Below are 25,642 nucleotides of genomic sequence, written 5' to 3' on the forward strand. Positions count from 1 at the left end.
CGGGCGAGGCGGCCAACAAGTGGTTGACGCGTCAATCATCGCGCGGTCTAATTGATGTGTCAACCAAGAGGACGGTGACCCCATGGAAGAACGACGCGAGGCGTTGCCGACCCCCGAAGAGCTGCGCATCTGGCGCGACTTCATCGAGACGACGGAAGCGCTCCGCGCGGAGCTGACCTCCCGCCTGCAGAGCGAGTCCGCCCTCTCGCCCGGCGACTACGCGGTCCTGCTCGCGCTGCGCGAGGCGCAGGGGCGGCGGCTGCGCTCCTCGGAGCTGGCCGTCCGCGTCGGCTGGCAGCGCAGCCGCCTCTCGCACCACCTCGGCCGGATGGAACGGCGAGGGCTGGTCCGGCGCGAGGAGTGCGCCACCGACAGCCGGGGCGCCGAGGTGGTACTGACCGGCGAGGGCGCCGACGCGTTCCGCCGCGCCTGCCTGCCGCATCTGCGCGCCGTGCGCGAGCTGTTCGTCGCCGCGCTCACGCCGGCTCAGCTGGCCACGGCCGATGAGCTGGCGGGGGCGCTGAGGGCGGGGTTGGAGGAACTGCGGGGGGAGCGCTTGGCGCGCCCTTAGGTGATTGATCAACCGCGCGTAGGCTTTCCTCATGAACGACCAGGCACGAGGGAGATGGTCCAGGTGAGCAATGTGGAAGCCGAGCCCGCGGCGGTGCGCTGCGGCGTGTCGATCGACGACAGCCGTGCGGACGACGAGCCGAAGATCGAGGTGCTCTCCGCCCGCGAGGTGCCCCTGGGCGGCCCGCGCGCGATGACCGTACGGCGCACACTGCCCCAGCGGGCCCGGACCCTGATCGGCGCCTGGTGCTTCGCCGACCACTACGGCCCGGACGACGTCGCCACCACGGACGGCATGCGCGTCCCACCCCATCCGCACACCGGACTGCAGACGGTGAGCTGGCTGTTCAGCGGGGAGATCGAGCACCGCGACAGCCTCGGCTCCCACGCCTTCGTCCGGCCCGGCGAGATGAACCTCATGACGGGCGGCTACGGCATCGCCCACTCGGAAGTCTCCACTCCCGCCACGACCGTCCTGCACGGCGTGCAGCTGTGGGTCGCGCTGCCCGAGGAGCACCGGAACACCGCCCGCGACTTCCAGCACCACGTCCCCGAGCCGGTGCGCTTCGACGGCGCCGAGATCAGGGTCTTCCTCGGCTCGCTCGCCTCGGTCACCTCCCCGGTGCGCACCTTCTCGCCGCTGCTCGGCGCCGAGATCGTTCTCGCGCCGCGCGCCGAGGTCACCCTCGCCGTGGACCCCGGCTTCGAGCACGGCCTGCTCGTGGACACCGGCGAGGTCCGCTTCTCCGGCACCCTGCTGGACCGCGCGGAGCTGGGATACGTCCACCCCGGCGTGCACGCCCTCACCCTGGTGAACCTCACCGACGAGCCGGCGCGGACCGTCCTGCTCGGCGGGTCGCCGTTCGAGGAGGAGATCGTCATGTGGTGGAACTTCGTGGGCCGCAGCCATGACGACATCGCCCGGGCCCGCCAGGACTGGGAGGCCGCCTCCGACCGCTTCGGCGCCGTCGAGGGCTACCCCGGCGACCGCCTGCCCGCCCCCGCCCTGCCGCACGCCACGATCAGGCCCCGCCGGAACCCGCCGCGCGCCTGACCACCATGCCGGAATAGCGGGGCCCGGGCCCGCGTTAGGGCCGTACGGTTGACGTATCAACCTCATGGAAGGGCTGATCACGATGCAGTTCGGCATCTTCAGCGTCGGCGACGTCACGCCGGACCCCACCACGGGCCGGACGCCGACGGAGCACGAGCGGATCAAGGCGATGGCCGCCATCGCGCTGAAGGCCGAGGAGGTCGGTCTCGACGTCTTCGCGACCGGTGAGCACCACAACCGGCCGTTCGTGCCGTCGTCCCCGACCACGATGCTGGGCTGGATCGCCGCGCGCACCGAGCGCATCGTCCTGTCCACCTCGACCACGCTGATCACCACCAACGACCCGGTGAAGATCGCCGAGGACTTCGCGATGCTCCAGCACCTGGCCGACGGCCGGGTGGACCTGATGATGGGCCGCGGCAACACCGGCCCGGTCTACCCCTGGTTCGGCAAGGACATCCGCGACGGCATCAGTCTGGCCGTGGAGAACTACGCGCTGCTGCACCGTCTGTGGCGCGAGGACGTCGTGACCTGGGAGGGCAAGTTCCGCACCCCGCTCCAGGGCTTCACGTCCACGCCCCGCCCGCTGGACGGCGTGCCGCCGTTCGTCTGGCACGGCTCCATCCGCTCGCCGGAGATCGCCGAACAGGCGGCCTACTACGGCGACGGCTTCTTCCACAACAACATCTTCTGGCCGAAGGAGCACACCAGGAAGCTGATCGACCTGTACCGGGAGCGGTACGCGCACTACGGCCACGGCACCGCCGAGCAGGCGATCGTCGGACTCGGCGGCCAGGTGTACATGCGTCCCCGCTCCCAGGACGCGGTCCGCGAGTTCCGCCCGTACTTCGACCACTCCCCGGTGATGGGCGGCGGGATCGCTCTGGAGGAGTACATGGAGCAGACCCCGCTGACGGTCGGCACCCCGGAGCAGGTCATCGAGAAGACGCTCACCTTCCGCGAGCACTTCGGCGACTACCAGCGCCAGCTGTTCGTGGTGGACGGCGGGGGAGTTCCGCAGAAGGCGGTGCTGGAGCAGATCGACATGCTGGGCGAGGAGGTCGTGCCCGTGCTGCGGAAGGAGTTCGCGAGGGGACGTCCCGCCGACGTGCCCGACGCGCCCACCCACGCCTCGCTGCTCGCCGCGAACCAAATCGCCCTCGGGAAGGATGACTGAGCAATGACCTTCAACGACTACCCGGCGCACGACGGCGTCGCGCCCGACCGCTGGGCCAGCGCCCTGCACCTGTTCGACAACGGCGCCGGCGCCCCGCACGAGGAGACCGCTCTCGAACGCTGGGAGAGGGCCCAACTCCTCTTCGGCGCCAAGGACTACATCGGCGCCGCCCGCCTCCTCGCCGACGTCGTCGAGGAGGTCCCGGAGCAGACCGGCCCCCGGCTCCTGCTCGCCCGCTCCTACTACCACTCCGCGCAACTGCGCCGAGCCGAGGAGCAGTTGCGGCGCGTCATCGACCGCGACCCGGTCGAGCACTACGCCCACCTGATGCTGGGCCGCACCCTGGAACGCCAGGGACGCCCGGAGGAAGCGGCACCCTGGCTCCGTATGGCCGCGGCCTTCTCGGGTGAACTGCCCAAGGAGGACTGAGGAACCCGGCGGGGGCACCGGTCGCACGGTGCCCCCGAGGCGTGTCTCCATCCCAGGGAGATCGTTTGCGGTGCATGAACAGCATCCTGCGGGCCCTCGCCGTCGCCGTGTTCGCGACGGTCCTGCCCATGACTCTCTCGACTCCGTCCGGTGCCGCGGGCCCCGGCGAAGTGTGCTTCTACACCGAGCCCGGCTACCGGGGAGCCTCCTGGTGCTACCGCCCGTACGGCTACACGGACGTGCCGGAACACATGCACGACAAGGCGCGTTCCTTCGAGTCCAACTCGGACGTCGTCGTCTACGCGATCGACCACGCGGGCGGCACCTGCTACTACCGGAAGATCTGGGTCGGCGACCGGTCGCCGGACTGGTCCTGGGGCAACAGGATCGACGGTGTCGCCACCGACTCCCAGGGGTGCCAGATCAGTTGAGCCAGGGGCGGCTTCAGGCCTGACGGGCGAGCGCGCTCGGCGTGCGGCAGCCGACGATCGCCGGGGCCTCCTGGACCAGCGTGTCGTCGGTGAGCGCCGCCACCATGAACAGCGCGAAGTCCACCCGGCGCGTCAGATTGCCGGCCAGCACCGGATCGCCCACATGCCGGCTCCACACCGGCAGCCCCTGGCTCTCGCCCTCCTCCAGGGAGCTGCCGCGCACCACGGTCCACCGGGTGTCGCTGGCGAAGATCCGCCGGCACGCCTCCACCTGGTCGTCGATCTCGACGGCGCGGACGAGCTTGCCGAGGGCGGCGGCGATCCGGACGCCGAGGGTGAACATCCGCGAGTAGGAGTCCTTGCCGTCGCGGGTGATGTGCCAGCCGCAGGAGAAGACCAGCCGGGCCCCCGGCCCGGCATGGTCGAGCACCGCCTGTGCCGTACCCGAGGAGTACTGCCGCACGCCCCAGGGAACCAGCACCGTCAGCACGCCGTCGCACCCGGCGACCGCCCGCCGGATCACCTCGGGGTCGTCCGTCTGCCCCGGAACGACGGTCATCCGCCCCTCGAACTCGGCCAGCTTCGGCACGCTGCGCTCCCGGCACACGCCGACGACCTCGTAGCCGCGCTCCAGCGCGTGCCGGACCATGTACCGCCCGAGCTTCCCCGAAGCTCCGACGATGCAGACCTTCTTCATCCGATCAGTGCCCATGGCGCGGCTCCCTCCGCCAGCGACCTTATGTTGTAAGGTACGCTAGCCTTATGCTGTAAGGCGGTCAACGGGCGAGTCCGTCCGACCAGGTCGACGGAGTGGAGAGGTTCCGGATGGGGGACGCGGGAAAGGCCCGGCGCGCCCCGCTCAATCGCGAGCGCGTGATCCGTACGGCGGTGGCGGTGGCGGACGAGAAGGGCTCGGCGGCGCTCACCATGCGGGCCGTCGCCGAACCGCTGGGCGTCGAGGCGATGTCGCTCTACCACCATGTGAAGGGCCGCGAGGACATCCTCGACGGCATGGTGGACGCCGTGTTCGCCGAGATCGAGCTGCCGTCGCGCGACACCGACTGGAAGGCCGCCATGCGCGAGCGCGCGCACTCCGCCCGTGCCGCTCTCAAACGCCATCCGTGGGCCATCGGCCTCATGGACTCCCGTTCCCGCCCCGGCCCCGCGACCCTGCGCCACCACGACGCCGTCATCGGCGCGCTGCGCGCCGGAGGGCTCTCCGTCGCCATGACCGCGCACGCCGTATCGCTCATCGACAGCTACCTGTACGGCTTCGTGCTTCAGGAGCTGAGCCTGCCGTTCAGGGGGGAGGAGGAACTGGGCGAGGTCGCGGGAGACATCCTGCGCGAGATGCCGGCCGACGCCTATCCCCACCTCGCCGAACTGGCCACGGAGCACGTCCTCAAACCCGGCTACGACTACGGCGACGAGTTCGCTTACGGCCTCACGCTCATCCTCGACGCGCTCGACCCGGACGGCACTGCGAAGCCGTAGGACTCGGGTGTTAAGAGGCCGGCGCCCTGGGGGACCAGGTACCCGATGCTCCGCTCCCGTGGCAGCTTTCCCGCCAGCGTCTCGGCGTCCGTGCAGCCGGATACCTCCCAGCCGACGACTCCCAGGCGAGGGCGGTCACGATCATCGTTCACGTACATGAATATCGCACACGTAGGTGTTCAATCCGGTGGCCGCTGTGCCAGACTCCTCAACTCCCGGACATGGAACTGAAGTTGGCGAGGCGGACGACCTGTGACTGTTTCCCGGCGAACCGTGTTGACGACCGCGGCGGGTGCCGCGGCCCTCGGCGTCACCTCGGCACCGAACGCACAGGCACTGCCCGGGCAGGCTCCCGTATCGGCGCAGCCACCCGCCTCGGTCGCCCGAACCCTGCGCGACGCCGCCGACTACGCGGTGGCGAAGATCCGCGAGGTGGCCCCGCGGGTGACCGCCTTCCCCGTCGGCACCAAGTTCGAGAAGTGGGTCTACTCGCAGAACGGCGACTGGGTGGGCGGATTCTGGCCGGGAAGCCTGTGGATGGCCTGGCTGCACAGCGGTGACGACGACCTGCGGGCGAGAGCGATGGAGTCGGCGCGCAAGCTGGCACCCCGCCAGTACGACACCACCACCCACGACCTCGGGTTCCTCTACTGTCCCTCCTGGTTAACCGCCTGGCGCCTGACCGCTTCATCCGGGCCTGGGGAGCGCTCGACGATCCGCGCAACGCCGGCCGGGTCATCATCGACACGATGATGAACCTCGACCTGCTGGCCTTCGCGAGCGAGCAGACCGGGGACGCGAAGTACCTCGACATCGCCGTGGAACACGCGAAGACGGCCCAGCGGGTCTTCCCGCGCTCCGACGGATCGACCCCGCACGTCTACGACTTCGACCCCGCGACCGGCGCGCCGCTCGGACCCGGCACCGTCCAGGGCTACGGCCCCACGTCGTGCTGGTCGCGCGGACAGGCATGGGGGCTGTACGGCTTCACCACGATCCACCGCCGCACCGGAGACCCGGGATTCCTGGCCACCGCACGGAAGTTGGCCGACTACGCGCTGGCCGCGCTGACGCCGGACCACATCCCCGTCTGGGACTACCGCGCCCCGCAGCAACCGCACGACATCAAGGACGCCTCCGCCGGAGCCATCATGGCCTGCGGCCTCCTGGACCTCGCCGCGGTCACGGGCAGACAGGACTACCGCACAGCGGCCCTGCGTCTGCTCACCGCCCTCTCCCGGAACTGCCTCACCGAGAACTCCTCGCGGGCCGAAGCGGTCGTGGCCCGCTGCACCCGCAACCGCCCCGCGGAGGACGGTGTCGAGATCTCCCTCCCGTACGCCGACTACTACCTGCTGGAGGGCATCCTGCGGGTTCTGCGGCCACAGGACGTGGACCGGGCGATCGACCTCTCGTCGGTGTGACCGGCCGCCCGCCGGGTCTTGAGCCGGCCGGGCGGGCCATACTTGCGGCGTGTTGTTGACGTGGATCGCCGAGGTGGCCGACGAACCCCTCGTTCTGGACCCGGCCGGCCGGCAGGCGGAGTCGCGGACCAACACCTGGTGGCTCGGCGCGACGGACGAGGACAGGCGGACCCTGTCCGTGCCCGAGGTGGTCGCGGCCTTCGAAGGGACCGCCGAAGGCATCCGGCGCCGGATCCGTGAGCTGGGCTACGCAGGGGTCGCGACCTTCTACGTGTGGCACGACCGACAGGCCGGCCAACTCCGGTGCTCCACCGCGTCGGTGGCCGAGGACGAGTTGCCGTTCTCCGCCGCGTACGTGCTCTCCGGCGACCTCGGTCCGGTGATCGAGGGCTTCCTCATGGACCCGGATCCCGGTGTGGTCGCCTGGTCGGACCTCGAGGACGGCCATGGCGGGGACGAGCCGGAGACGCCACCTTTTCCCGTGTGGGTGCGTGACGTGGGCGGGGAGGCGAAGGGCGGGACGGGGGCCACGGCGAGCACCTGATGATCCGAGAAGCCGTCACCGTCGCTCCGAACGTTCCGGCCCCGGTCGGCGTCACAGGAGCAACCGTGTCGAAGGGACCCTCGTCATGAACCCCGTGCTGTTGCGCGCCCGCGCCCTCTCCGCCGCCGTACTCGGCGGTGCTCTGCTGTCGATGACCGTGGCCTGCGGCAGCGAGGAGGACAGCGTCGCTTCGCCCGGAGCCCCGCGAGGAGTGGTGTGGGAGGAGCCCGCCGCGTACACGTACACGCTGGAGTCGAGTCAGGGGGAACGCGCTCTGATCGGCAGGTTCAAGGTGACGGTCCGCGACGGCGAGGTGGCCGATGCGGTCGGCCTCGACGACAGCGCACGCCGCCTGGTCGCCCAGTCGCCGGACCAAGTGCCCACGATCGGCGACCTGTTGGACGAACTGGACCAGGCCCGCAAGGAGAACGCCGACAAGGCGGAGGCCGAACGCGCCGCCGACGGCCACCCGGAACGCATCACCATCGACTGGCTGGAGAACGCGATCGACGACGAGGCGTCCTACGTCATCACCGACTACCGGCCCAAGGGCGTCTGACCGTTCCGCTCAGGAGCGGGAGGAGGAGCGCGCCGCGTCCTCCCACGCGTGGGGAGCGCGGTGATGGTTCTGATGCCCCGCGGCGAGCACGTGACGCAGTGCGGCGAAGTGCTCGGTGTCCGGCGGGAGTTCCAGTCGGTCGAGGAGGTCCAGCGCGGCGGCGGGTTCCAGGTCGCCGTACACGTCGTGGTAGCCCGCCCGCAGCCCGAGGAAGAGCGCCGGGTGCAGGGCGGGCAGCCGTACAGCGGTGCGGTACGTCGGCTCCTTCACCGGCCAGGGCGCCGGGCCCGAGCACTCCAGTACTCGACGGGCCCGCCGCAGGAGGGCTTCCGACGGGTCGGCGACCACGCGGTCGATGTCGTCGCCGAGCACCTCGGCGAAGGCCCTCGCGGCAGTACCGCGGTCCTCGAACCAGTCCACCCACAGCGAGTAGGTGACGGCCTCGACGTCCCGGTCCGCCTCCAGCCGCCGACGGTAACCGTCCCACAGCACGTCGGCCGGCAGGGGGCCTTCCGGGCCCTCGTCCGCGAACCGGATCTCGCAGGTGACCCAGTAGGCGTCGAGGAGGTCGAGCAACCCGAAGGCCAGCCGTACCCGGTCGGCCGCGTCCAGGTCCTCGGCGAACACGTCGGCCGCCCAGGAATGCGCCACTTGACCGGAGGTGAGCAGCGTGTCGGGAGCCTCCGTGCTCACCCATCCGCCGGCCACCTGGCTGACGCCCTGACCGGCCAGCCAACGCCGCGCCGCCTCCATCGCCCGCGTCTCCATTCGGGGAGTATGACAATCCGCGCAGGACGCCGAACGACCCGACCCCTCGCCTACGACCCTGGGGTGGACCCGATCCCTTGGAGCTGCTGGATCGTGCCGCCGAGCTTCTCGCGGAACGAGCCCAGCAGCTCCGGCTCCGCGCTGACCACCCAACGCGTGCCGACCAGATAGGTGCCGCCGTACACCCTGGCCGAGTCCAGCCAGGTCCGCTTGTACTTCTCCTCCGGGAAGGTGGTGATGAGGTAGTCCGCCTTCTTGGTGTGGCACACCCCTTGGCGCAGTTCGTCGGCCTCGATCCGGATCTTGGCCGTGCACCCCGTCAGACCGGCGATCACCTCCACCTTGGCGGGCGCGACGACGCCCGCGGACGGAGCGGCGGACACCTTCGCCGCCTTGGCCGCGTCGCTCGCTCTCTCCTCCCCGTCACCGCATCCGGCGAGGAGCGGCAGGAACGCCAGACCTCCGGCGACGGCCACACGTCTCGCCGCCCGGATGGACCCCCCTCGCCCGCCGGATCCCCATGGTTGCTGCTCGGGCACGTCATCCACCTGTCCTGAACCGCCGGTCATCGGTGGGAAGTACGGGCGTGGAGGGGGAGTTGTTCACCGCCGGGTACTCGGCGATCGAATCGTCCCTGCTGACTGGAGCCGGGGATTCGCCAGGGTCGGCGGCATCGACGATGCTAGTCAAGTTTGACTACAATGTTGGCATGAGTGAGAAGACCATTCCGATCCTGCCCTGCCAGACACTGCAGCCCGTGCTGGACTTCTACACCGCCCTCGGCTTCGACCTGACCTATCAGCAGCGGAGTCCCAACCCCTACGCGGTCGTCGAGCGCGGCGGCATCCAGTTGCAGTTCTTCGCGATGAAGCGGTACGAGCCGGCCGAGTCGTACAGCACCTGCTACGTCCAGACCGACGCCGTGGACGCACTGCACGCCGCGTTCCGGGCCGGACTCAAGGCCGCCTACGGCAGAATCCCGACCCGAGGTCTCCCGCGCATCGGCCCGCTGAAGGACATGCCCTACGGCGTACGGCAGTTCCTCATGACCGACCCCGGCGGCAACTGCATCCGCGTCGGACAGCAGACGAGCGAGGACCTCCACTACTGGCCCGCACCCGAGGAGACCTTCGCGCACGCCCTGCACCACGCCTCCCTCCTCGCCGACTCCAAGGAGGCCCCGGCGAGCGCGGCGAAGATCATCGACCGGGTGCTCGGCCTCGACGAGGAGAAGCCGACACCCGTGCAGCTGCTTCAACTCCTCGTACTGCGCGCGGACATCGCCCAACGGCTCGCCCAGGAGGAACTGGCGGCCTCGGCCCTCACCCGGGCCGCGGCGATCCCGCTCAGCAGCGAGGAGCGAGAGGCGGCGCGAGACACCCTCGCACGCCTTGAGGATCTACGCTCCGGCGACCGCTCGTGACGGGCGCGGTCGCGCCCCACAACTCGGTTGAGAGCCCGGCCCATGTCGGCAAGGCTCCGTGCCCATGGAGTACTTCTGCTACCACCGTGACCGCCCCGGCTCCCTCCCGCTGCGCGAGCGACTGCTGGAGGAACACTGGTCGTACATGGACGGGTACGCCGCCCGGATGATCGCCCGCGGCCCGACCTTCGGCGAGGACGGCGACACACCGACCGGCAGCGTGCACATCCTCGATCTGCCCGACGCCGCCGCTGCCCGCGCGTTCGCCTTCGAGGAGCCCAACTACCAGGCCGGCGCGTACCGGGACGTACTGCTGCGCCGGTGGCGCAACCTCCTCGGACGCACGATGTGGGACTTCCCCGGCGGCCGGACCGGCGGCAACCGCTACCTCGTCCTCGGCCTGGGGGAGGGGCAGCCTGCCGACCTCGACCTGCCCACCGTCGATAAGGAGTTGATCGCGTACGGGCCTCTGCTCGCCGACGACGGAACCACCTGGCTGGGTACGGCGGTGCTGCTCAGGGCCCCCGACCCGGAGGCCGCCCGCGCCGTACTGACCAAGGACCGGTACGCCGACATCGAGGTCCACGACTGGGAGTTCGGCGGCCGGGAGGAGTAGGGCCCGTTACTCGATGTGGCCCGTAGCCGGGTCGACCTGGGAGAGGAAGTCCCGTACGGCCTCTTCGAGTTCGGCCCGGCTGACCCGCGCGGGAGGATGCGTGCGGAAGCCGAATCCGTACTGCGGGTCAGGTCCGGACAACCAGGTCAGGTCGTAGGACCCGGGGCCGTCGTGGGACTCGACGACCTCGAACTCCTCTCCGTCGACCGTGATGCGTGATCGCTCGCCGTCCGAGGTCATGGGCCTGCTTCCTGGAAAGTGAGGCCTGGCGGCCTCGATGCGTTCCGATCAGCCTACGGTGAAGCCCGCAGCCTTCCGGTCCAGGGTGGTGCTGCCGTCCTCCGCGGTGGCGAGGACGGCCACGTGCCACGCACCCTTCGGGGAGGACGCGGCATCGGCGCTGGTCACGGGGGTGCGGTAGGTGCAGCGCACGGTGTCCTCGTCGACGGACGCGCAGTCGGCCGACTCCACCTTCGCCATCTCCTCGGCGGTCACCTGCTTCTTGGCGAGCGAGGAGTTCTCCGCCCAGGCCAGCACCTTCACGCTCTTGATGCCGGAGGACGCCGTGACCTCGGTGGTGAAGGCGAGCGAGCCGTCCCGGCCGCCGTCCGGGGTCGTGTAGCGCGCCGTGCTGTCCGCGAGCACCGGAGGCTGGTCGCCCGCGTAGGCGAGGCCGACGGCCCCGGCGCCTCCGAGAACGACGACACCGGCTGCCACGGACAGAGCGATACGACGGGACATGGCGAGTTCTCCGTAACTGTCTCAACTGGATTGGAGCCGGCGCGCTGGTCCGCGCCGCTGCACCGATCCTCGCAACGCGGGGCAGGCCCGGACGTGAGCACGCGTACTCAACACCACGTAGGTGATCGTGCGCGGTACCGATGAGCGGTACCCGTGAGTAGGGTCATCAGGCGGCCCCGCCGCTCCAGGTCGCCCTGCAGCGCCGTGACCGGCCGGCCGAGCTTCTCGGCCGCCGACCGGGTGACGCGCGGACCGAGACCTGGACCCTGGACCGCACCGCGCTGCCGTCCGCCACGGGCACCGACGTCAGGGGGCGTACGTGCAGGGCTGCCCGGGCGCGCGGTTCATCGACCTGTCCGGGGGAGCGGTCGACGAGGCCGGCGCCTTCGCCATGTTCCGGCGCGCCAGGCTCATGCTGGACGCCGTCCCCGCGGGCGTCCTCGACCGAGCCGCGCGCGACGGACTGCTCGTCGGGCGCCTGGGCCTGACCGACGCCTGCGGGCTGCCGCTGGGCGCACGGGTCGTACCGCCGAGGATCACCTGGACGGCGCAGGTCGCGGACCGGTCGCAGCCCGCCTGAAGCGTGCGGGAGGCCGTGACCGCGGCCGGCGCCGCACTATGTGCCCTTACGAGCGGCGGCCGGCGTCGCCCTACGTGCCCTTGCGGGCGGCCTCCGCCACCTCCGCCTCGACGGCGCCGCGCGACGCGCCTCGCTCCCTCGCGTACTCCGTGATGGCGCCATGGGCGTCACGGGCGAGGTCCCGCGAGGCGCGCCACGCGGTGTTGTACGTCTCGGTCTGGGTGTGCGACCAGCCACCGGCCCCGCGCTGGGGGCCGTACTGCTCACGCAGCGCCTCGACCCGGCGCTGCGCCTGGTCCGCGGCGCGCTGCTTCTCGATCAGCTCGTCGAAGGTGTGTGCCACCCGTTGATCGTAAGAAGCCTTGCCCCGGACCGCGCGGCGAGCGCCGGTGCCTCAGGGGCGGACGTACGGCCGGGTCATGATCTCCATGTTGTGGCCGTCCGGGTCGTCGAAGTAGGCGCCTCGACCGCCGAACAGCTGGTTGATCCGCCCGGGCTCGGTGTGGCCGGGATCGGCGTAGTACGTCACCCCGACCGCCTCCAGACGGGCGATCATCGTGTCGAACCGGTCGTCGGGCACGAGGAAGGCGTAGTGCTGCGACTGGATCGGCTCGGCCCGCATCTCGTAGTAGTCGAGGGTCACGCCGTTGCCGAGGTCGACGGGCAGGAACGGGCCGAACGGGGCGCCGACCTCCAGGCCGAGGATCGTGGCGATGAACTCGGCGGACAGCTGCCGGTCGCTCGCGTAGACGGCGGTGTGGTTGAGCTGGACGCCGGCCGACGGCGGCTCGGCGACGGGCGGGTGGTCATGGGACATCAGTGAATGGGTCTCCGGTCTCGGGATGCGCTGGTGACAGGCGCCGCGATGGGGCGGCGGTCGCAAAGACAGGAAACAGACGGCGGGCCCCTCGCCCGCCCCGCGCTCACGCCGAGGCCGGGACCCCAACTCGTGCATGGCTCAAGGCCGACCCGGCAGTCACGAGACCGACCCTAGTCACCATCGGAGACCGAGGCAACGCCATTACGATCACCGCCCATGGACTGGCTCGAACGCACCGCGAAGCTCAGGCAGTGGGCGCGGAACGGAACCCGCGCGCCCCACAAACCGCTGCTGCTCCTGTACGCCCTCGGCCGTTTCCAGGAGGACGCGGAGGGCGCGTTGCGGTACAGCGCCGTGGAGAGCGATCTCCAGCGTCTGCTGAACGAGTACGGCCCGCCGAACCGCACGACACCTGCCTACCCGTTCCACCACCTGGTGAGCGACGGCGTGTGGGAGGTGCGCACGGACCGCGGTTCCGGCAGTCCGGGCACCGGTCTGCGTGACCTGCGGGAAACGGGCGCCGCCGGACGCCTCGCACCCGGGCTGAGATCGGCACTGCGGCGCGACCCCGAGCTGCTCGGCCGGATCGCCCGGGTCCTGCTCGACCTGCACTTCCCGCCGTCGCTCCATACCGAGCTGTGCGAGGCCGTGGGCCTGGAGCTGGAGCCCGCGGAGGCGGAACGTCTCGTGGCCGCGCGCCGACGGCGGGACCGGCGCATGCGCGAACTGGTGCTGACCGCCTACGAGTTCCGCTGTGCCTTCTGCGGTTACGACGGCCGGATCGGTCCCGTGCCGGTCGGTCTGGAGTCCGCGCACGTACGGTGGTGGGCGTTCGGCGGCCCCGACCACGTGGACAACGGGCTGTGCCTGTGCTCGCTGCACCACAGGCTCTTCGACAAGGGAGTCCTCGGTGTCGGCGACGGCCACCGGATCCTGGTCTCCCAGTCCTTCGTCGGCCACAGCGCCGCCGCCCGCGAGCACGTCATAGCCCTGGCGGGCCGTCCGCTCGTCGGCCCCCAGCCGGGCACGCCCCCGGTCGCGGCCGGCCACCGCGACTGGCACGCCCGCCAGGTCTTCCGCGGCAGCCCGCGCCCGGCTGCCGAGCCGGTCTAGCGGGGTGCGTGCCCGGCTGGCCGGTGCGTCAGCGGTGCGTCCGGCCGTGTGATGCCGTCAGGGCTGGCAGTGCGGCGAGCCAGTCGGTGAGGATCCGGTTGACGTCGTCGGGGCGTTCCTGCTGGATCCAGTGACCGCAGCCGTCCAGGAGGTGGGAGGAGATGAGCCCGGGCAGCGTGACCGGGTAGGCCTCGATGGCGTCGGCCAGCCAGGCCGTGGAGGCGTCGAGCGTGCCGCCAATGAACAGGGACGGCTGGGTGAGGGGAGCGCCGTCGTAGGGGGCGAGGTCCTCCCAGTCGCGGTCCATGTTCCGGTAGCGGTTGAGTGCTCCGGTCAGGCCGGTGCGTTCGAACTCCGCTGTGTAGAAGTCGAGTTCGTGCTCGCTGAGCCATGCGGGCAGGCGGCCGTGCGGGAAGCGGTCACTCAGTCTCCCGCCCTTGCCGACGAAGTGCGGGTCCGGGGCGCCGGGTGCGGGCATGGTGTCGGCGGACAGGGCGGCGTAGAAGCCGGCGAGCCAGCTGCGTACGTCTGGTTCGATCTCTGCCTCGGCGCGGCCCGGCTCCTGGAAGTAGGAGACGTAGAACTCCTCCTCGCCACCCATGCTTGCGAAGACATCGCTGGGGCGGGGGCCTCCGCGCGGGGTGTAGGGAACGCTCAACAGCCCGACCGCGCTGAAGACTTCGGGCCTGATCAGGGCGGAGTTCGCGGCGATGGCGGCGCCCCAGTCGTGCCCGACGACGATCGCGGACTCCTCGCCCAGGGCGTGGACCACGCTGACGTTGTCCTCGACCAGGTCGAGCATCCGGTACGCGTCCACGGCGGCCGGTTTGGAGGAGCGGCCGTAGCCGCGGACGTCGACCGCGACGGCACGGTATCCGGCTGCCGCGAGTGCGGGCAGCTGGTGGCGCCAGGAGTACCAGGACTCGGGGAAGCCGTGGAGGAGCAGTACGAGGGGCCCGGTGCCCTGCTCGGCGAGGTGGATCCGGCCGGCGGGGGAGGAGACCAGCCGGTGTGTGAGCTGCGAGGGGTGCTGGGGCATACGTGTCCTCCAGGTCGTGGATCTCCGCTGCTGTGCCGTATCAGTGCCGATCATGCGAGGCAGCAGCCGTCATCGCGAGCGGCTTTGCCGTTTCGGCAAGGCGGGTTCACGGGTGGTGCCGTCGGGAAGACGGCTCGCCCGTCGCTGTCCCGCCCGTTGGGCTCCGCGGCGCGACGAGGCTGCGACACGCGACCGCGAGGGGAGCCGAGATGGAGATCTCGGGGGTGCGGACGGATCGTCTGGGTGTGCTGTGGGTTCTGGACCTGGCCGCCCCGGACATCCCGGCGAACGAGTACGAGGAGGTCGATCCTCCACCACACCGGCCCGCTGGAGCCCGGCGAGACACCGGTCACCACCGTCGCGTGGCGACTGGCGCATCTGCACGTCCAGTTCGACGGTCAGTGGGAGTGGACCTTCGGCGAACGGCGCCAGGACCCCCGGCGGATGGTCGACTTCAGCCCGTCCGCCGCCGTGGCCCTCGCCCGCTTCTGGCCCGCGCTGGACCGCTGGCGGGCCGACGTCGGGGCCCTGACCGAGGAGCGACTCGACACGGTCGGCCTGTCCCAGTACCCCTACGGCTCAGACCCCGACGAACCGTTCATCGGCGTCCTGTCGGGAGGCTGCCTGGAGTTCATCCACCACATGGCGGAGATCGCCCTCCTGCGCGACCTGTGGCGGGCGCGCTTCGGGTACGACTCCGGACACCGCCCAGGCCGAGTTCAGGTGCGGCGACCGACCAGCCGTCGGCCCAGGGCGTGGGCCCCCGCCGTGGCCGCCGCGGCGAGTGCCAGGCCCTGCGCGACATCGCGTGGCCGCGCGGGGCGCAGCACCCCGGCGCGCCGCATACGGCCGCGAGCCCAGAGGGTGAAGGGGATGACCAGCAGCGGGGACGTGACCGAGCCGGGGGTGTATCCGCGTACGGCGGCGGCCTGCGCCAGATGGACCAGGCCGTGCAACCCGAATCCGTTCAGGGACGCCTGGTAGAAGGCGGAGCGCCCGCCGGTGCGGTGCCCGTCCGCCGCCGCGGCGGCGACCACGCACGCCATCACCGCTACGGCGGCCGCGAACTCGCGCTCGTCGACGGACTCCAGCCCCTGCCATATCCGCTCCGGCACCTGCGGATACCGCTCCCGCAGCTCGGGCACCCGGGCCCGAGCCCACCGCGGGACCATGGCCACTTCCTCCGCGTCGTGCGCCGCCCACGCGGCCCACAGCCCGAAAGTGACTGCGGCGCCGACTCCTTCAGTGCTCCGACCGTTCCCGTGTCCGCTCATGGTGCGACCCTCTCGCAACCTGTGGCGTGCGATCGGACCGGGGGGCTATGGGGCTCTCACGGGCGCAAGTGCTCGATCACGACGCCGTACCGCTCGGCCAGCCTCCGGGCGATCAGTGAGCGGTGGCAGGCTTCCGGGTCGCGCTCGACGCAGAACAGCGCCGCGGTGCCACCGCTCGACAGCGCCGGGACGAGCGGCGTGAGGTCGGCTTCGTCGAGGATCTCCGTCGTATAGCGGCGGATGTACTCGGCGGCCAGTTCACGGCGTGAGCGCTTGCCGACGCCTTGGCGGTCGTCCTCGGCGTACTGGAGGTGACGCAGTTCGGTGGTGGGGGCGAGGTCGGGGTGGTGCTCGTAGGCGATTCCCGCCTCGGCCAAGGCCCTCTGGAGCCTTCGGGCGTTCGCCCAGGCGTACTCCGGTCCACGGACGCCACGGCGCTGACGTACGTCGAGCAGGAGGTGCACGTCGGCGTCCCGCAGCCGCTGGACGAAGGAGGCGGCGTCGAAGCCGTAGACGCCGACCGTCACGATTCTGGGCACCGTCATGCGACGGCGGTCCCTTCGAGCTCGACCATCTGGCCGGGGATCGCCAGCCGCGCCACCCCGAGCATGGTGGTGGCGGGTGCCACCCTGGCGGCGCCCAGCCGCGAGGCCAGCACGCCATAGTGCGGGAAGAGTTGATCGACGTCGGTGGTGTAGACGTTGAGCCGGACGAGGTTCGCGAGGGACATGCCGGCCTCGCCCAGTACCGCCTCCAGGTTGTCCAGGCTCAGCGCCAGCTGTGCGGCCATGTCGCCGTCGTGCCGGGGCTTGCCGTCCTCGCCCATCGCGGTCTGTCCGGAGCAGTAGAGGGTCCGGGTGTGCCCGGTGACGAGCTCACCCTGGTTGAAACCCAGCTCCACCGACCACGTCACCGGGTTGACCGCCGTGCGTTCCATCGCCACTTCAGCTCCATTCGGTTCAGGGGGTGCGTACGTCCCTCGGCACGGTTGCCGCGTTTGTCGACGTCGCTGGTCAGGAGCCTTCCAACAAATCATGACACCCTTGGTCATGTATTCGTTAGGCTATTTGTATGCGCGCCGATCGGCTGGTCTCGCTGGTGCTCCTGTTGCGTCAGCGCGGTCGGATGACCGCGGACACCCTCGCCCGCGAGCTGGAGGTGTCCACCCGTACCGTGCTGCGCGACATCGAGGCGCTGTCAGCGGCCGGAGTGCCGGTCTACGCCGAGCGAGGCCGGCACGGCGGGTTCGCCTTGCTGCCCGGTTTCCGGACCGAGCTCACGGGGCTGAACCACGACGAGGCCCTTGCTCTGCTGACCGCCGGATCGGGGCGCGGCGAGCAGGTGTTCGGCCTCGGCTCGGCGCTCGCCTCGGCCATGCGCAAGGTGGTCGACGCGCTGCCCGAAGGCCATCGGGCCACCGCGAACGACGCGGCCCAGCGCTTTCTCGTCGAACCGGAGACCGACCTGCTCTCGCGGCGGCAGGTCACCGAGGAAGTCGCCGACACCACGATGGTCGAGGTCAGGCGTGCGGTACTGGCCGGCCACCGGCTCCGCATCCATTACGCGGCCACGGGTCAGACACCCCAGTGGCGCACGGTGGACCCGATCGGCCTGGTCACCGTACGGGACCGGGTCTACCTGCTGGCCACACGCTCCGGCGCGGACCGCACCTACCGGCTGTCGCGGGTACTGGCGGCCGAGGAGCTTCCCGAACCGGCGCAGCGACCGAACCAGGTCGACCTGGACCGGGCCTGGCGGGAACGCTGCTCGCGGTTCCTGTCCGACGACCACATAGCCGTGCTGGTACGGGTGAACCCGCAGCGTCGGGAGGAACTGCTGAGCACCGCCGTGGCCGTCCGCGCCGAGGAACCCGATGCCGACGGCTGGCTGCGACTCGAAGTGACCTACCAGGATCTACGACATGCCGAGTGGGCGCTGTGGCAGCTCAGCACGGACGCCGAAGCCCTGGCCCCCGCCTCGTTGCGCACCTGCCTGCGCGAGCGCGCCGCCGCGACCGCCGCCCGATACACGGATGGCGCGGGCGATGCGCCTTACACAGGGGCGTAGTGCGTCGAATAATGCGTTGACACCGCTGGAAGGCGTTCTGTTAACTCAAGCCGTCGTTCTGAATCGTTCTGGGCCTGTGTGCCCTGGAAAAGGGTGTTTGATGACCCGGCCCGCGCCGAGTGCGCCTCGCCGTACCGCGTAACCGTCCGTAGCCTTCCGCCGCCCGTTTCTCCGGGCGGTCGCCGGACGTGTCCTCCGGTGCTCCCGAGGCCACTCGGCCTGCTCTTGCTGTCTTGACCCACTTCCAGCAAGGAGCACCCGGGTGTCCAGCCACACCACCACCAACAACAACACTCTCAGCCTCGGCACCTTCGCCTGCGCCTGGTGCGGTCTGACCGTGTCCGCGTACGCCGCCGACGGCGCGCCGCGCAACCACTGCCCCTCCTGCTTGCACTCCCGACACGTCCTCGACCACGTCGAGGGCGGTGCGAGCGACTGTGAGGGCCGGATGTCCCCGATCGCCATCGCCGTGCTCCGCACCGGTGACTGGATGGTGATCCACCGCTGCGTGCGCTGCGACGAGCTCACCTCGAACCCGGTCCGCACGGACGACAACCAGCTCATCCTGATGCGTATGGCGGTCCGCCCGCTGGCACAACCGCCTTTCCCGCTCGAAGCGTTCGGAACCCTCTGACCGCCCGGGAAGGAAAGGAGTCACAGCCGTGTCCCGCAACAACCGCAGCACACGTGGACAGCGCCGTCCGCAGCGGCACAAGGACGTCCTGCACACCCAGGGCGGGCATCGTGCCAACGACTTCCGGTGTACGTCCTGCCGGCTCGACGTGTCCCTGGACGCACCCGGCACCGCGCACCGCAACCACTGCCCCAACTGCCTGGCCAGCCTGCACGTCGACCGGAAGCTCCCCGGCGACCGGGGTGCGGACTGCCGAGGCCGGATGGAGGCACTGGGCATGTCCGTCCGCCCGGACGGCGAGTGGATGATCATCCACCAGTGCGTCACCTGCGGCGAGCTCAGCGCCAACCGCATCGCGGGCGACGACAACCCGCTCGCCCTGCTCCGCCTCGCCCTCAGGCCCTTGGCCGATCCCAAGACGGCCGGCCGCGCCCTGTTCGCCCTGTGAGTCGGTCACGGCGGGGCGCGTGGGCGGGGCGCGCCCGCCCACGCGCCCCGCCGTGACCACCATGACGCGGGCCCGGAGCCGAACGCGCACCGACGCCCACGGGGTCACCTGCACCCGGCGCGCCAGGCAACGCCGGTGCGCCGGCTGCAGCAGGGCGGAACGATCAGTCAATGGTGTCGAGCGGAGTCGATCCCGGCTGCCAGTACGGCCAGTTCGTGCAGGCGCGTGAAGTACCGCGCCGCGTACTCGTCATCGTCGATCGACGGCAGGACTCTGCCGAGGATCGCGGTCTGCCGGCGCAGGACGCGGCTGCGGGACGTGTCCAGCGGACCGTTCATGGCCGAGGAGACACAGCCGGCGACGGCGGTGTCCAGCGACACCATGCACTCGCCTTCCGGCTCCCGACGGTAGAAGGCCCGCGGAAAGGGCATCTGCAGGAACTCGTTCCACAGCCGCGACAGTTGGTCCTCGGCGGTCAACGGATCACTTCTCGTCCCGGTCCGGCAGGGACGAGTAGCCGGAAGCCCCCGGAGTGCGGCCCTCCGGCGGGTAGTCGCAGTCGACGCTCGAGATCTCGTAGTCGTCGCCCTCGCTCTGTTCCTGGTCCACGACCACCGCGGCCGTGCAGGCCCGGCCGTGCTCATCGGTGAACGTGACGATCTCGCTGTAGTCCGTCGGCTGGCTGCACCCCGTCAGCAGCAGCGCCGCCAGCCCCACGGCCGCACCGAGCCCCCACAGTCGCTTCATCCCCCGTGCCTCCCCCTCGGTGACACGGCCCAACTGCCGTGTCAGTGCCCAAAGTAGCCGTCGCGGGAGGCGGTGTCAGTGCCGCCTGACAAGATCGCGGGTATGGCTGAGCGTGTGGATGACCTGCTGGACGAAGGCAACAGGTGGGCGGAGCGGATCCGGGACCGAGTCACCGATCTGCCGCCCGACTTGACGGACCTCGTACTGCACTTGGGACGGGCCGGAACGTTCTGGGACTGGCACTACAAGGTCGACGCCGCCTGGAAGCGTCAGACCAAGGTTCTGCTCAAGGCGAGCGGCGCCAGGGAGCTGGTGGCGGAGGCGATACGGCAACTCGCGGCGGACGGCTCCCTCCACGACTGCACCGACCCGAACGTCACCTGGCAGGAACTGTGGGCGAAGTCTGATCCCACGCCCACCCGCGACCTGGCGAACGGCTTCGCCCTGGCCGCCGGATACCTCGCCCGCGGCGCCTCACCGGCCGAACTCGGCGCACTCATCGACGACCTGGTGATGGTGGCACGCAAGAACGCCTTCGTTCTCGATGGGTACTACAAGCGCGACGACGACCTGTCCGGTGCCGTCTTCACCGCGCTCGCCGATCTGTCGGCCATGGAAGCCCTGTGGACCCTGCATCGCGAGGTCCAGCCCGGCGCGCACTCCCACCGGCTCCTGTCGAAAATGGTGAAGAAGACGGCCCGCCGCCTGGGCGTTCCGCCCCACCAATGGGAGGAGCGGACGGTACTCACGCACGGCGTGGGCGACGACGGAACCCTGCGCCTGGGGTGGACAGGCCGCGGGGCGATCTGGATCAATGTCCCCTACGAGGCCGTCATCACCGTCTCCGGCACCGGCCGGGTGTGCGTCGACTGGATCGATGTCGACGAGGGCGGCGCCACTACACGCACGTACGCGCCCTTCCGCTCGCCGACCGGCTTCAAGGCCAAGTACTTGCCGCACAACGTCGACGGGACCCGTCTGCTGGCACGGGCGATAGAGGACACGCTGGTCGCCGAGCGTCTGCGGCTGCGTGCGCTGTTGCGGGAGGAGCGTGTGTGGCCGCACAGCGAGTGGGCCCGCTACTACCGCGATCACCCGCTCACCGGCATCGTCGCCCACGCCCTCCTCTGGGAGTTCGAGACAGGCGAGGGCGCCTGGCAGGCGGGCCTTCCCCAGGGGGACGGCTGCCGCACGCACGACGGCAGCCGCATCGACGTCACCGCCACCACCCGGGTCCGGCTGTGGAGTCCGGAAGGAGCAACGGCCGGTCAGCTCGAAGCCCTTCGCGCGCTCCTCGCCGAGCACCAGGTCCAGCAGCCCTTCGACCAGCTCAACGCGGCCGGCTGACCGCGCACTTGGCGTCCGGCCGAGCGGGCAGCGCCTCGACGAACGTAGCGCCGACCTCCGCGAGTCGTACGGCCGCGTAGGCGCTGTCCACCAGTGCCTCCGGTGTGTGGATCCCCGGCGGCACGGCCTCTCCGCGCAGCCCGGTCAAGCGCTCGACCCCGAGAGCGACACCGAGCGCGGTGAGCGGACTCTGCCCTTCCGGGTGGACCAGGTAGCGGCTCCTGCTGAGCGGCTCGCCGCCCTCCGAGACCCCTTCGAGGTCGATCCGGACCTCGAGGGAGGGACCGTCCCCACGGAGCCGGCCGGCGGACTCGCCGACGACGAGCGCGAAGCTGACGTCGGGGGCGCCGGTGGCGAGGGCGAGGCTGGGCACGTCGAGGACGGGTACGGCGCGACCGGGCAGGACCCGGCCGTCCGAAGTGGTCACGGCCACCTCCGCGTCGGCGCCGTCCACCCAGGCGAACACGCCGTCCCGGCGCACCAGACCCGCCGAGGTGACCGAGCCCCACCGCTCCAGGTCCGCCACGCCCGCGGGCCCGCCGGTGTCCGCCTCGTCCAGCACGGCCCCGATCCGGACGGTGTCGAGGCGTTCGAACTCGCGCGCCTGGTCCCGTACGGCGTGGACGAGGACACCGGCACACCAGTGACTGGCCAGCAACACCGGCGCGGCAGTGGCGCGTTGGGCCGCGCCGACGACCTCCGGCGCGATGTCGACCAGGCCGCTGGAGAGGCTGAGGCAGGGCAGGTGATGGCGTTGGGCGTAGGCCAGTGCGTTGAGTTCGCGGTCCCACAGCGCGGCCACCACCGCGGAGTGCCGGTGTCCGGGCGGAAGTCCGAGGTCGGCGCGCGCGAGATCGACGGTGACGGCCGTGGCCGTGCCGAGGTCGTCGGCCACCCGTCGTGCGCGGTCGAGGTCGCGGGCGGCGATCGTCAGCGGCAGTTCGGGATGCCAGCGACGTAACAGGGCGGCGGTGGCCGCGCCCGTCTGTCCCGAGCCGCCGAGGATGAGTACGGGTGCCATGGGTTCCACGAGGAACTCCCTTCGCAGGACCGCCGGGTGGCGGTCGTGTGAGCCTTAGCTACATCCCGTAGCCTACATTTTGTAGGTTACGTTTTGTAGCCTAATCTCGAAGGGGTGCGCGAAGGAGGGCCATGGCGACCACGACGCCCCGGATGTCCAAGCAGGCCAGACGGGAACAGCTGCTCGACACCGCCCTGGCCCTCGTCCGCGGCCAGGGCACCGACGGGCTGACACTCGTCACGCTCGCGGAGGCCGCGGGAGTGAGCCGGCCCATCGTGTACGACCACTTCGGCACCCGCCCCGGCCTGCTCCGCGCCCTCCATAGGCGTCTGGAGGAACGCCACCTGGCCGCGATCGCCGAGGCTCTGCGGGACGCCCCGGCCACCCCCGCCGACGTCGCCGGTGTCATCAGCGCTGCCTACTTCGCGTGCGCCACCGACATACCCGAACTCACCGCCGTCGACGCCGCGTTGAAAGGCAGCCCGGACCTGGACCCGACCGAGCTGACGGACCGCTACACGGACCTGATGACGGCCGCACTGGAGCCGTACACCCACATCACCCGCGAGCGCCTCCGACTGCGCTGCACCGCCCTCCTGGGCGCGGCCGAGGCGATCGCGGGGGAGCTGAACCGCGAGAGTGTGACACCCGAGGAGGCGGTCACCGCCCTGACCGAACTGATCCTGGGCAGCCTCGGCGCCGCCGCCGACTAGGGACTGCCGAGGGTCCCGGCTCCTCGGCGCGGTCGCATGAGGTCGAGGTCCGCGCCCCAGGCGTCCAGCACCTCACCATGTCCGGCTCGCCGGGCCGCGGGCTCGACAAGGGCGAAGAGGCGCCGCTGCACATCCGGGTCGGCTGTCGCGGTGACGCGGTCCACGGCTCGGAGCAGTACGTCGGTGTCCCAGCCCGGCAGCGGATGCCGGGTGAGCTCCCACTCCAGGTACTTGTTGTACGGGCGGGGCCGGCGGTCGAGTGCGAAGAGCAGTTCCAGCAGGAACCGGACGCTGTCGGCGGCGTCGAGGCGAGCGGCGAGGTGATGGCCGTCGCGGTGGTTCTTGACGGAGCGGTAGAGGGAGTTGGCGTAGGCGTCGAGATGGTCGCGGGCCAACTGGAACGCCTCGTCGTCCGTCAGGCGGGCCTTGTCGGCGAGGATGCGGGCGATGTCTCCGTCGAGCCGGTCGAGTACGACTCGGGCGCGGGCGAGGGCGTAGCGCTCGAAGCCGGGCATGCCGGCCGCGCGGAACTCGGTGAGCGTGAGGACGACGAGGTCGAGTGCGGCTGTGCGGTGGCCCGCGAAGCGGGTGAGGCCGGTCGGCGCGTCATCGGCGAGGACCACGTACAGGTCGTGATCGGAGTGCGGGGTGACCATGCCGTCGTGGGCGCGGGAGCCTTTGAGGACGAGGCCGACGACGGCCGGATCGGCGGTGGCGAGGTCGACGAACGCGTCGTAGGCGAGGGGCTGCTGGGCAGTCAAGGCGGGGTCTCCGGTGGGGTGGTGGCGGGCATGCCTGCCGGGGCGGCCCCCCATGGTGGGAGGCGCCCCGCACCGTCCGCGGCGGCTCACGGCCGCCGCCCGGAGGATCAACGCACGCCCGGACCCTACCGGGTCACCCGCACCGGCGTCCGGCGGTCGAGACGGTGGGGTGAATTTCGGCCGTTCGTCCGGGCGTGAACGAACCGTCACCCGCCAGGGGGAGGGGGCGGACGGATGTATTCGGGGCGGCGCGAGAGGGCTGGAAAACGGTCAACCGCCTTGAGGATCGCGATACTGGTGGTTTGTCGCGATGTGGCGGTCAGGCGGACGCGATGTGGCGACCGGACGGATCGGACGACCAGGGGAGCGGTTCGGTGAACTCGTCGGAGGCAACGGTTCGTGGGCACGTGGACGGCGGCAGCTCCGGGCGGCACGCGGTCGTCGTGGGCGGAAGCCTCGCTGGGCTGCTCGCGGCGCACGTTCTCGCGGAACACACGGACAGGGTGACCGTGGTGGAGCGAGACCGCTTCCCGGACGGGACGGCCGCGCGGTCGGGCGTGCCGCAGGGCCGGCACCCGCATGTGCTGCTCGCGGGCGGCCAGTCGGCCCTGGAGTCGCTGCTCCCGGGCTTTCTGGCCGAGCTGCGGACGGCGGGGGCGCCCCGGGTGGGTCTGCCCACGAACCTGGTGCTGTGGCAGAACGGCCGCTGGTTCCGCCGGGTGCCGGAGACGACGCACATCTACACCGGCTCCCGCGCGCAGCTCGAGGAACTCGTCCGGCGCCGGGTCCTCGCCAACCCCCTGATCAGTGTGGTGGAGGGGACGGACGTCGTCGGGCTCCTCGGGGACGCCACGCGGGTGCGGGGCGTGCTGCTGCGGGACCGGTCCGGCGAAGAGCGCGGTGAGCAGCGGACCCTGGAGGCCGACCTGGTCGTCGACGCCTCCGGCTGCGGCACGAAGGCATCGCAGTGGCTCACGGCGATCGGGGCGAAGGCGCCGTACGAGGAGACCATCGACACGGGGCTCGCGTACGCCTCGCGCGTCTACCGCGGCAAGAGCGGCGTCCTCGACGGGGTGACCGCCGGCTACTACGTCTACCCGAGCCCCGACCAGGTCCACGCGGGCGGTGCCCTGCCGCTGGAGGACGGCAGCCATCTCGTCATCGTCTCCGGACTGCGGGGCGATGAACCGCCCACGGACGAGGACGAGTTCGTGACGTACACCAAGCGGCTGCCGCATCCCCTACTGCACCGCTGGCTGCACGAGGCGGAGCCGCTCACACCGCCGTTCGGGTTTCGGCGGACCGCCAACGTCCGCCGCCGCTACGACCTTTCGGCCCGCGGCCCGGCCGGATTCCTCGCCACCGGCGACGCCCTGTGCACCTTCAACCCGATCTACGGCCAGGGCATGGCCGTCGCCGCGATGAACGCGGTCGCCCTGCGCGACGCGCTGACCGACGCGCGCCGGATCCCCACGACGCGCAGGGTGCAGCAGGCGCTGCTCACGTCGTCCCGGCTGGCCTGGGACATCTCCGCCGGGGCGGACCGCAAGATGCCGGGCGCGGTCGGCAACGCGGTCGAGGGGCGCCCCGCGGACCGTGTCGCCGACTGGTACCTCCAGCGCGTGACGGACTGCGCCCCCGGCGACCCCGTCGTGGGGCGTGCCTTCCGAGCCGTACTGACCCTCTCGGCACCGGTCACGGCCCTGTTCGCCCCTGAGGTGGCCAGGGCGGTCCTCTTCCGGCCGCCGGCGGAGTCCCCCGCGGAGCCCCCGGAGCAGCCGGAGATCTGAGCGGGCGCTCGCGCGCGACTTGTTGACCCCGCGTCAACCAAGTGGTTCAGTGGCTGAG

At 71.0% G+C, this 25,642-nt stretch carries 34 protein-coding genes and 2 pseudogenes; 21 read left to right on the forward strand and 15 right to left on the reverse strand.

From position 1 onward, the window contains the following. The first annotated feature begins 82 nt into the window (after positions 1-82). The 5 genes from AC068Z_RS05500 to AC068Z_RS05520 all read left to right on the forward strand — a co-directional run bounded on the left by AC068Z_RS05500 (position 83) and on the right by AC068Z_RS05520 (position 3,661). Complete coding sequence (locus tag AC068Z_RS05500; protein ID WP_478552578.1) at positions 83-571, forward strand: MarR family winged helix-turn-helix transcriptional regulator; 489 nt, start codon at positions 83-85, stop codon at positions 569-571. A gap of 63 nt (positions 572-634) precedes the next feature. After that, positions 635-1,624, forward strand: coding sequence for a pirin family protein (locus AC068Z_RS05505; RefSeq protein WP_478552580.1), 990 nt, complete (start codon positions 635-637; stop codon positions 1,622-1,624). An 82-nt stretch (positions 1,625-1,706) separates the two neighbouring features. After that, positions 1,707-2,801, forward strand: a complete 1,095-nt coding sequence (locus AC068Z_RS05510; protein WP_478553717.1) for an LLM class flavin-dependent oxidoreductase — start codon at positions 1,707-1,709, stop codon at positions 2,799-2,801. A gap of 3 nt (positions 2,802-2,804) precedes the next feature. Further along, positions 2,805-3,230 (forward strand): tetratricopeptide repeat protein, encoded by a 426-nt coding sequence (locus tag AC068Z_RS05515; protein WP_478552582.1) that lies wholly within the window; start codon positions 2,805-2,807, stop codon positions 3,228-3,230. A gap of 74 nt (positions 3,231-3,304) precedes the next feature. Next, entirely contained in the window at positions 3,305-3,661 is a 357-nt protein-coding gene (locus AC068Z_RS05520; protein WP_478552584.1) for a hypothetical protein, read from the forward strand. A gap of 13 nt (positions 3,662-3,674) precedes the next feature. Here AC068Z_RS05520 and AC068Z_RS05525 read toward each other — a convergent pair whose 3' ends face one another. Further along, on the reverse strand, positions 3,675-4,373 hold the full coding sequence (locus tag AC068Z_RS05525; protein WP_478552586.1) for an NAD(P)-dependent oxidoreductase: 699 nt from the start codon (positions 4,371-4,373) through the stop codon (positions 3,675-3,677). A 113-nt stretch (positions 4,374-4,486) separates the two neighbouring features. On the opposite strand from AC068Z_RS05525, the gene AC068Z_RS05530 reads away from it, so the two are divergent. From AC068Z_RS05530 to AC068Z_RS05550, 5 genes are all read left to right on the forward strand, one after another. Further along, complete coding sequence (locus tag AC068Z_RS05530; protein ID WP_478552588.1) at positions 4,487-5,155, forward strand: TetR/AcrR family transcriptional regulator; 669 nt, start codon at positions 4,487-4,489, stop codon at positions 5,153-5,155. Positions 5,156-5,428: 273 nt separating this feature from the next. Next, the gene (locus AC068Z_RS05535; RefSeq protein ID WP_478552590.1) at positions 5,429-5,908 is read left to right on the forward strand and encodes a hypothetical protein; all 480 of its coding nucleotides are present in this window, start codon (positions 5,429-5,431) and stop codon (positions 5,906-5,908) included. Next, a complete protein-coding gene (locus AC068Z_RS05540; RefSeq protein WP_478552592.1) occupies positions 5,905-6,579 on the forward strand; it encodes a hypothetical protein in 675 nt (224 codons plus the stop codon). The genes AC068Z_RS05535 and AC068Z_RS05540 overlap by 4 nt, the downstream gene beginning before the upstream one ends. Positions 6,580-6,628: 49 nt before the next feature. Next, positions 6,629-7,123, forward strand: coding sequence for a hypothetical protein (locus tag AC068Z_RS05545; protein ID WP_478552593.1), 495 nt, complete (start codon positions 6,629-6,631; stop codon positions 7,121-7,123). Between the two features lie 85 nt (positions 7,124-7,208). After that, complete coding sequence (locus AC068Z_RS05550) at positions 7,209-7,682, forward strand: DUF6174 domain-containing protein (protein WP_478552594.1); 474 nt, start codon at positions 7,209-7,211, stop codon at positions 7,680-7,682. A 9-nt stretch (positions 7,683-7,691) separates the two neighbouring features. On the opposite strand, the gene AC068Z_RS05555 is transcribed toward AC068Z_RS05550, so the two are convergent. Beyond that, complete coding sequence (locus tag AC068Z_RS05555) at positions 7,692-8,450, reverse strand: hypothetical protein (RefSeq protein ID WP_478552595.1); 759 nt, start codon at positions 8,448-8,450, stop codon at positions 7,692-7,694. Positions 8,451-8,500: 50 nt separating this feature from the next. Then, a complete protein-coding gene (locus AC068Z_RS05560; protein WP_478552596.1) occupies positions 8,501-8,989 on the reverse strand; it encodes a hypothetical protein in 489 nt (162 codons plus the stop codon). Between the two features lie 170 nt (positions 8,990-9,159). Here AC068Z_RS05560 and AC068Z_RS05565 point away from each other — a divergent pair, with 170 nt between their 5' ends. Together AC068Z_RS05565 and AC068Z_RS05570 are read left to right on the forward strand one after the other, a co-directional pair. Beyond that, a complete protein-coding gene (locus AC068Z_RS05565) occupies positions 9,160-9,873 on the forward strand; it encodes a bleomycin resistance protein (RefSeq protein ID WP_478552598.1) in 714 nt (237 codons plus the stop codon). Between the two features lie 64 nt (positions 9,874-9,937). Further along, positions 9,938-10,489, forward strand: coding sequence for a YciI family protein (locus AC068Z_RS05570; protein WP_478552600.1), 552 nt, complete (start codon positions 9,938-9,940; stop codon positions 10,487-10,489). A gap of 6 nt (positions 10,490-10,495) precedes the next feature. Here AC068Z_RS05570 and AC068Z_RS05575 read toward each other — a convergent pair whose 3' ends face one another. Together AC068Z_RS05575 and AC068Z_RS05580 are read right to left on the reverse strand one after the other, a co-directional pair. Beyond that, positions 10,496-10,729, reverse strand: coding sequence for a hypothetical protein (locus tag AC068Z_RS05575; RefSeq protein WP_478552602.1), 234 nt, complete (start codon positions 10,727-10,729; stop codon positions 10,496-10,498). A 48-nt stretch (positions 10,730-10,777) separates the two neighbouring features. Beyond that, complete coding sequence (locus tag AC068Z_RS05580) at positions 10,778-11,230, reverse strand: DUF5707 domain-containing protein (RefSeq protein WP_478552603.1); 453 nt, start codon at positions 11,228-11,230, stop codon at positions 10,778-10,780. 182 nt (positions 11,231-11,412) lie between these two features. Here AC068Z_RS05580 and AC068Z_RS05585 point away from each other — a divergent pair. Beyond that, a pseudogene (locus AC068Z_RS05585) lies at positions 11,413-11,810 on the forward strand (DUF5990 family protein); the annotation flags it as partial. Positions 11,811-11,880: 70 nt separating this feature from the next. Here the strand turns inward: AC068Z_RS05585 and AC068Z_RS05590 are convergent. Both AC068Z_RS05590 and AC068Z_RS05595 read right to left on the reverse strand, forming a co-directional pair. After that, entirely contained in the window at positions 11,881-12,153 is a 273-nt protein-coding gene (locus AC068Z_RS05590) for a hypothetical protein (protein ID WP_478552605.1), read from the reverse strand. 51 nt (positions 12,154-12,204) lie between these two features. Continuing rightward, the gene (locus tag AC068Z_RS05595) at positions 12,205-12,627 is read right to left on the reverse strand and encodes a VOC family protein (protein WP_478552606.1); all 423 of its coding nucleotides are present in this window, start codon (positions 12,625-12,627) and stop codon (positions 12,205-12,207) included. Positions 12,628-12,846: 219 nt separating this feature from the next. Here AC068Z_RS05595 and AC068Z_RS05600 point away from each other — a divergent pair, with 219 nt between their 5' ends. Beyond that, positions 12,847-13,743, forward strand: a complete 897-nt coding sequence (locus AC068Z_RS05600; RefSeq protein ID WP_478552608.1) for a phosphorothioated DNA-binding restriction endonuclease — start codon at positions 12,847-12,849, stop codon at positions 13,741-13,743. Positions 13,744-13,771: 28 nt separating this feature from the next. Here AC068Z_RS05600 and AC068Z_RS05605 read toward each other — a convergent pair whose 3' ends face one another. After that, positions 13,772-14,782, reverse strand: a complete 1,011-nt coding sequence (locus tag AC068Z_RS05605; protein WP_478552610.1) for an alpha/beta fold hydrolase — start codon at positions 14,780-14,782, stop codon at positions 13,772-13,774. A gap of 251 nt (positions 14,783-15,033) precedes the next feature. On the opposite strand from AC068Z_RS05605, the pseudogene AC068Z_RS05610 reads away from it, so the two are divergent. After that, positions 15,034-15,466, forward strand: a pseudogene (locus AC068Z_RS05610) (DinB family protein); the annotation flags it as partial. A gap of 35 nt (positions 15,467-15,501) precedes the next feature. Here the strand turns inward: AC068Z_RS05610 and AC068Z_RS05615 are convergent. From AC068Z_RS05615 to AC068Z_RS05625, 3 genes are read right to left on the reverse strand one after another with little or no spacing between them, the layout of a single operon-like run. Then, positions 15,502-16,056 carry an HXXEE domain-containing protein gene (locus AC068Z_RS05615; protein ID WP_478552611.1) on the reverse strand — a complete coding sequence of 185 codons (555 nt, stop codon included), beginning with the start codon at positions 16,054-16,056 and terminating at the stop codon, positions 15,502-15,504. A gap of 56 nt (positions 16,057-16,112) precedes the next feature. Further along, positions 16,113-16,601, reverse strand: a complete 489-nt coding sequence (locus AC068Z_RS05620; protein WP_478552613.1) for a DUF488 domain-containing protein — start codon at positions 16,599-16,601, stop codon at positions 16,113-16,115. Next, a complete protein-coding gene (locus AC068Z_RS05625; RefSeq protein WP_478552615.1) occupies positions 16,598-16,993 on the reverse strand; it encodes a RidA family protein in 396 nt (131 codons plus the stop codon). Before AC068Z_RS05625 ends, AC068Z_RS05620 begins: the two co-directional genes overlap by 4 nt. A gap of 134 nt (positions 16,994-17,127) precedes the next feature. Here AC068Z_RS05625 and AC068Z_RS05630 point away from each other — a divergent pair, with 134 nt between their 5' ends. The 3 genes from AC068Z_RS05630 (at position 17,128) to AC068Z_RS05640 (ending at position 19,205) form a co-directional block, all read left to right on the forward strand. Continuing rightward, positions 17,128-18,123 carry a helix-turn-helix transcriptional regulator gene (locus tag AC068Z_RS05630; RefSeq protein ID WP_478552617.1) on the forward strand — a complete coding sequence of 332 codons (996 nt, stop codon included), beginning with the start codon at positions 17,128-17,130 and terminating at the stop codon, positions 18,121-18,123. A gap of 262 nt (positions 18,124-18,385) precedes the next feature. Then, the gene (locus tag AC068Z_RS05635) at positions 18,386-18,757 is read left to right on the forward strand and encodes an RNHCP domain-containing protein (RefSeq protein WP_478552619.1); all 372 of its coding nucleotides are present in this window, start codon (positions 18,386-18,388) and stop codon (positions 18,755-18,757) included. A gap of 28 nt (positions 18,758-18,785) precedes the next feature. Continuing rightward, on the forward strand, positions 18,786-19,205 hold the full coding sequence (locus AC068Z_RS05640) for an RNHCP domain-containing protein (RefSeq protein WP_478552621.1): 420 nt from the start codon (positions 18,786-18,788) through the stop codon (positions 19,203-19,205). Between the two features lie 167 nt (positions 19,206-19,372). Here AC068Z_RS05640 and AC068Z_RS05645 read toward each other — a convergent pair whose 3' ends face one another. Together AC068Z_RS05645 and AC068Z_RS05650 are read right to left on the reverse strand one after the other, a co-directional pair. Beyond that, on the reverse strand, positions 19,373-19,684 hold the full coding sequence (locus tag AC068Z_RS05645) for a hypothetical protein (RefSeq protein ID WP_478552623.1): 312 nt from the start codon (positions 19,682-19,684) through the stop codon (positions 19,373-19,375). A 4-nt stretch (positions 19,685-19,688) separates the two neighbouring features. Beyond that, complete coding sequence (locus AC068Z_RS05650; RefSeq protein ID WP_478552625.1) at positions 19,689-19,952, reverse strand: hypothetical protein; 264 nt, start codon at positions 19,950-19,952, stop codon at positions 19,689-19,691. Between the two features lie 102 nt (positions 19,953-20,054). On the opposite strand from AC068Z_RS05650, the gene AC068Z_RS05655 reads away from it, so the two are divergent. Further along, positions 20,055-21,299 carry a DUF4132 domain-containing protein gene (locus AC068Z_RS05655; RefSeq protein ID WP_478552626.1) on the forward strand — a complete coding sequence of 415 codons (1,245 nt, stop codon included), beginning with the start codon at positions 20,055-20,057 and terminating at the stop codon, positions 21,297-21,299. On the opposite strand, the gene AC068Z_RS05660 is transcribed toward AC068Z_RS05655, so the two are convergent. Then, a complete protein-coding gene (locus AC068Z_RS05660; RefSeq protein WP_478552628.1) occupies positions 21,283-22,320 on the reverse strand; it encodes a saccharopine dehydrogenase in 1,038 nt (345 codons plus the stop codon). The genes AC068Z_RS05655 and AC068Z_RS05660 overlap by 17 nt on opposite strands. Positions 22,321-22,451: 131 nt before the next feature. On the opposite strand from AC068Z_RS05660, the gene AC068Z_RS05665 reads away from it, so the two are divergent. Beyond that, positions 22,452-23,033, forward strand: coding sequence for a TetR/AcrR family transcriptional regulator (locus AC068Z_RS05665; protein WP_478552630.1), 582 nt, complete (start codon positions 22,452-22,454; stop codon positions 23,031-23,033). Here the strand turns inward: AC068Z_RS05665 and AC068Z_RS05670 are convergent. Beyond that, positions 23,030-23,794 carry a hypothetical protein gene (locus tag AC068Z_RS05670; protein WP_478552632.1) on the reverse strand — a complete coding sequence of 255 codons (765 nt, stop codon included), beginning with the start codon at positions 23,792-23,794 and terminating at the stop codon, positions 23,030-23,032. The genes AC068Z_RS05665 and AC068Z_RS05670 overlap by 4 nt on opposite strands. A 443-nt stretch (positions 23,795-24,237) precedes the next feature. Between AC068Z_RS05670 and AC068Z_RS05675 the strand changes: the two genes are divergently transcribed. Next, positions 24,238-25,584 (forward strand): FAD-dependent oxidoreductase, encoded by a 1,347-nt coding sequence (locus tag AC068Z_RS05675; protein WP_478553719.1) that lies wholly within the window; start codon positions 24,238-24,240, stop codon positions 25,582-25,584. Positions 25,585-25,642 lie beyond the last annotated feature (58 nt).

The sequence above is a fragment of the Streptomyces sp. NPDC043726 genome (assembly GCF_056436565.1).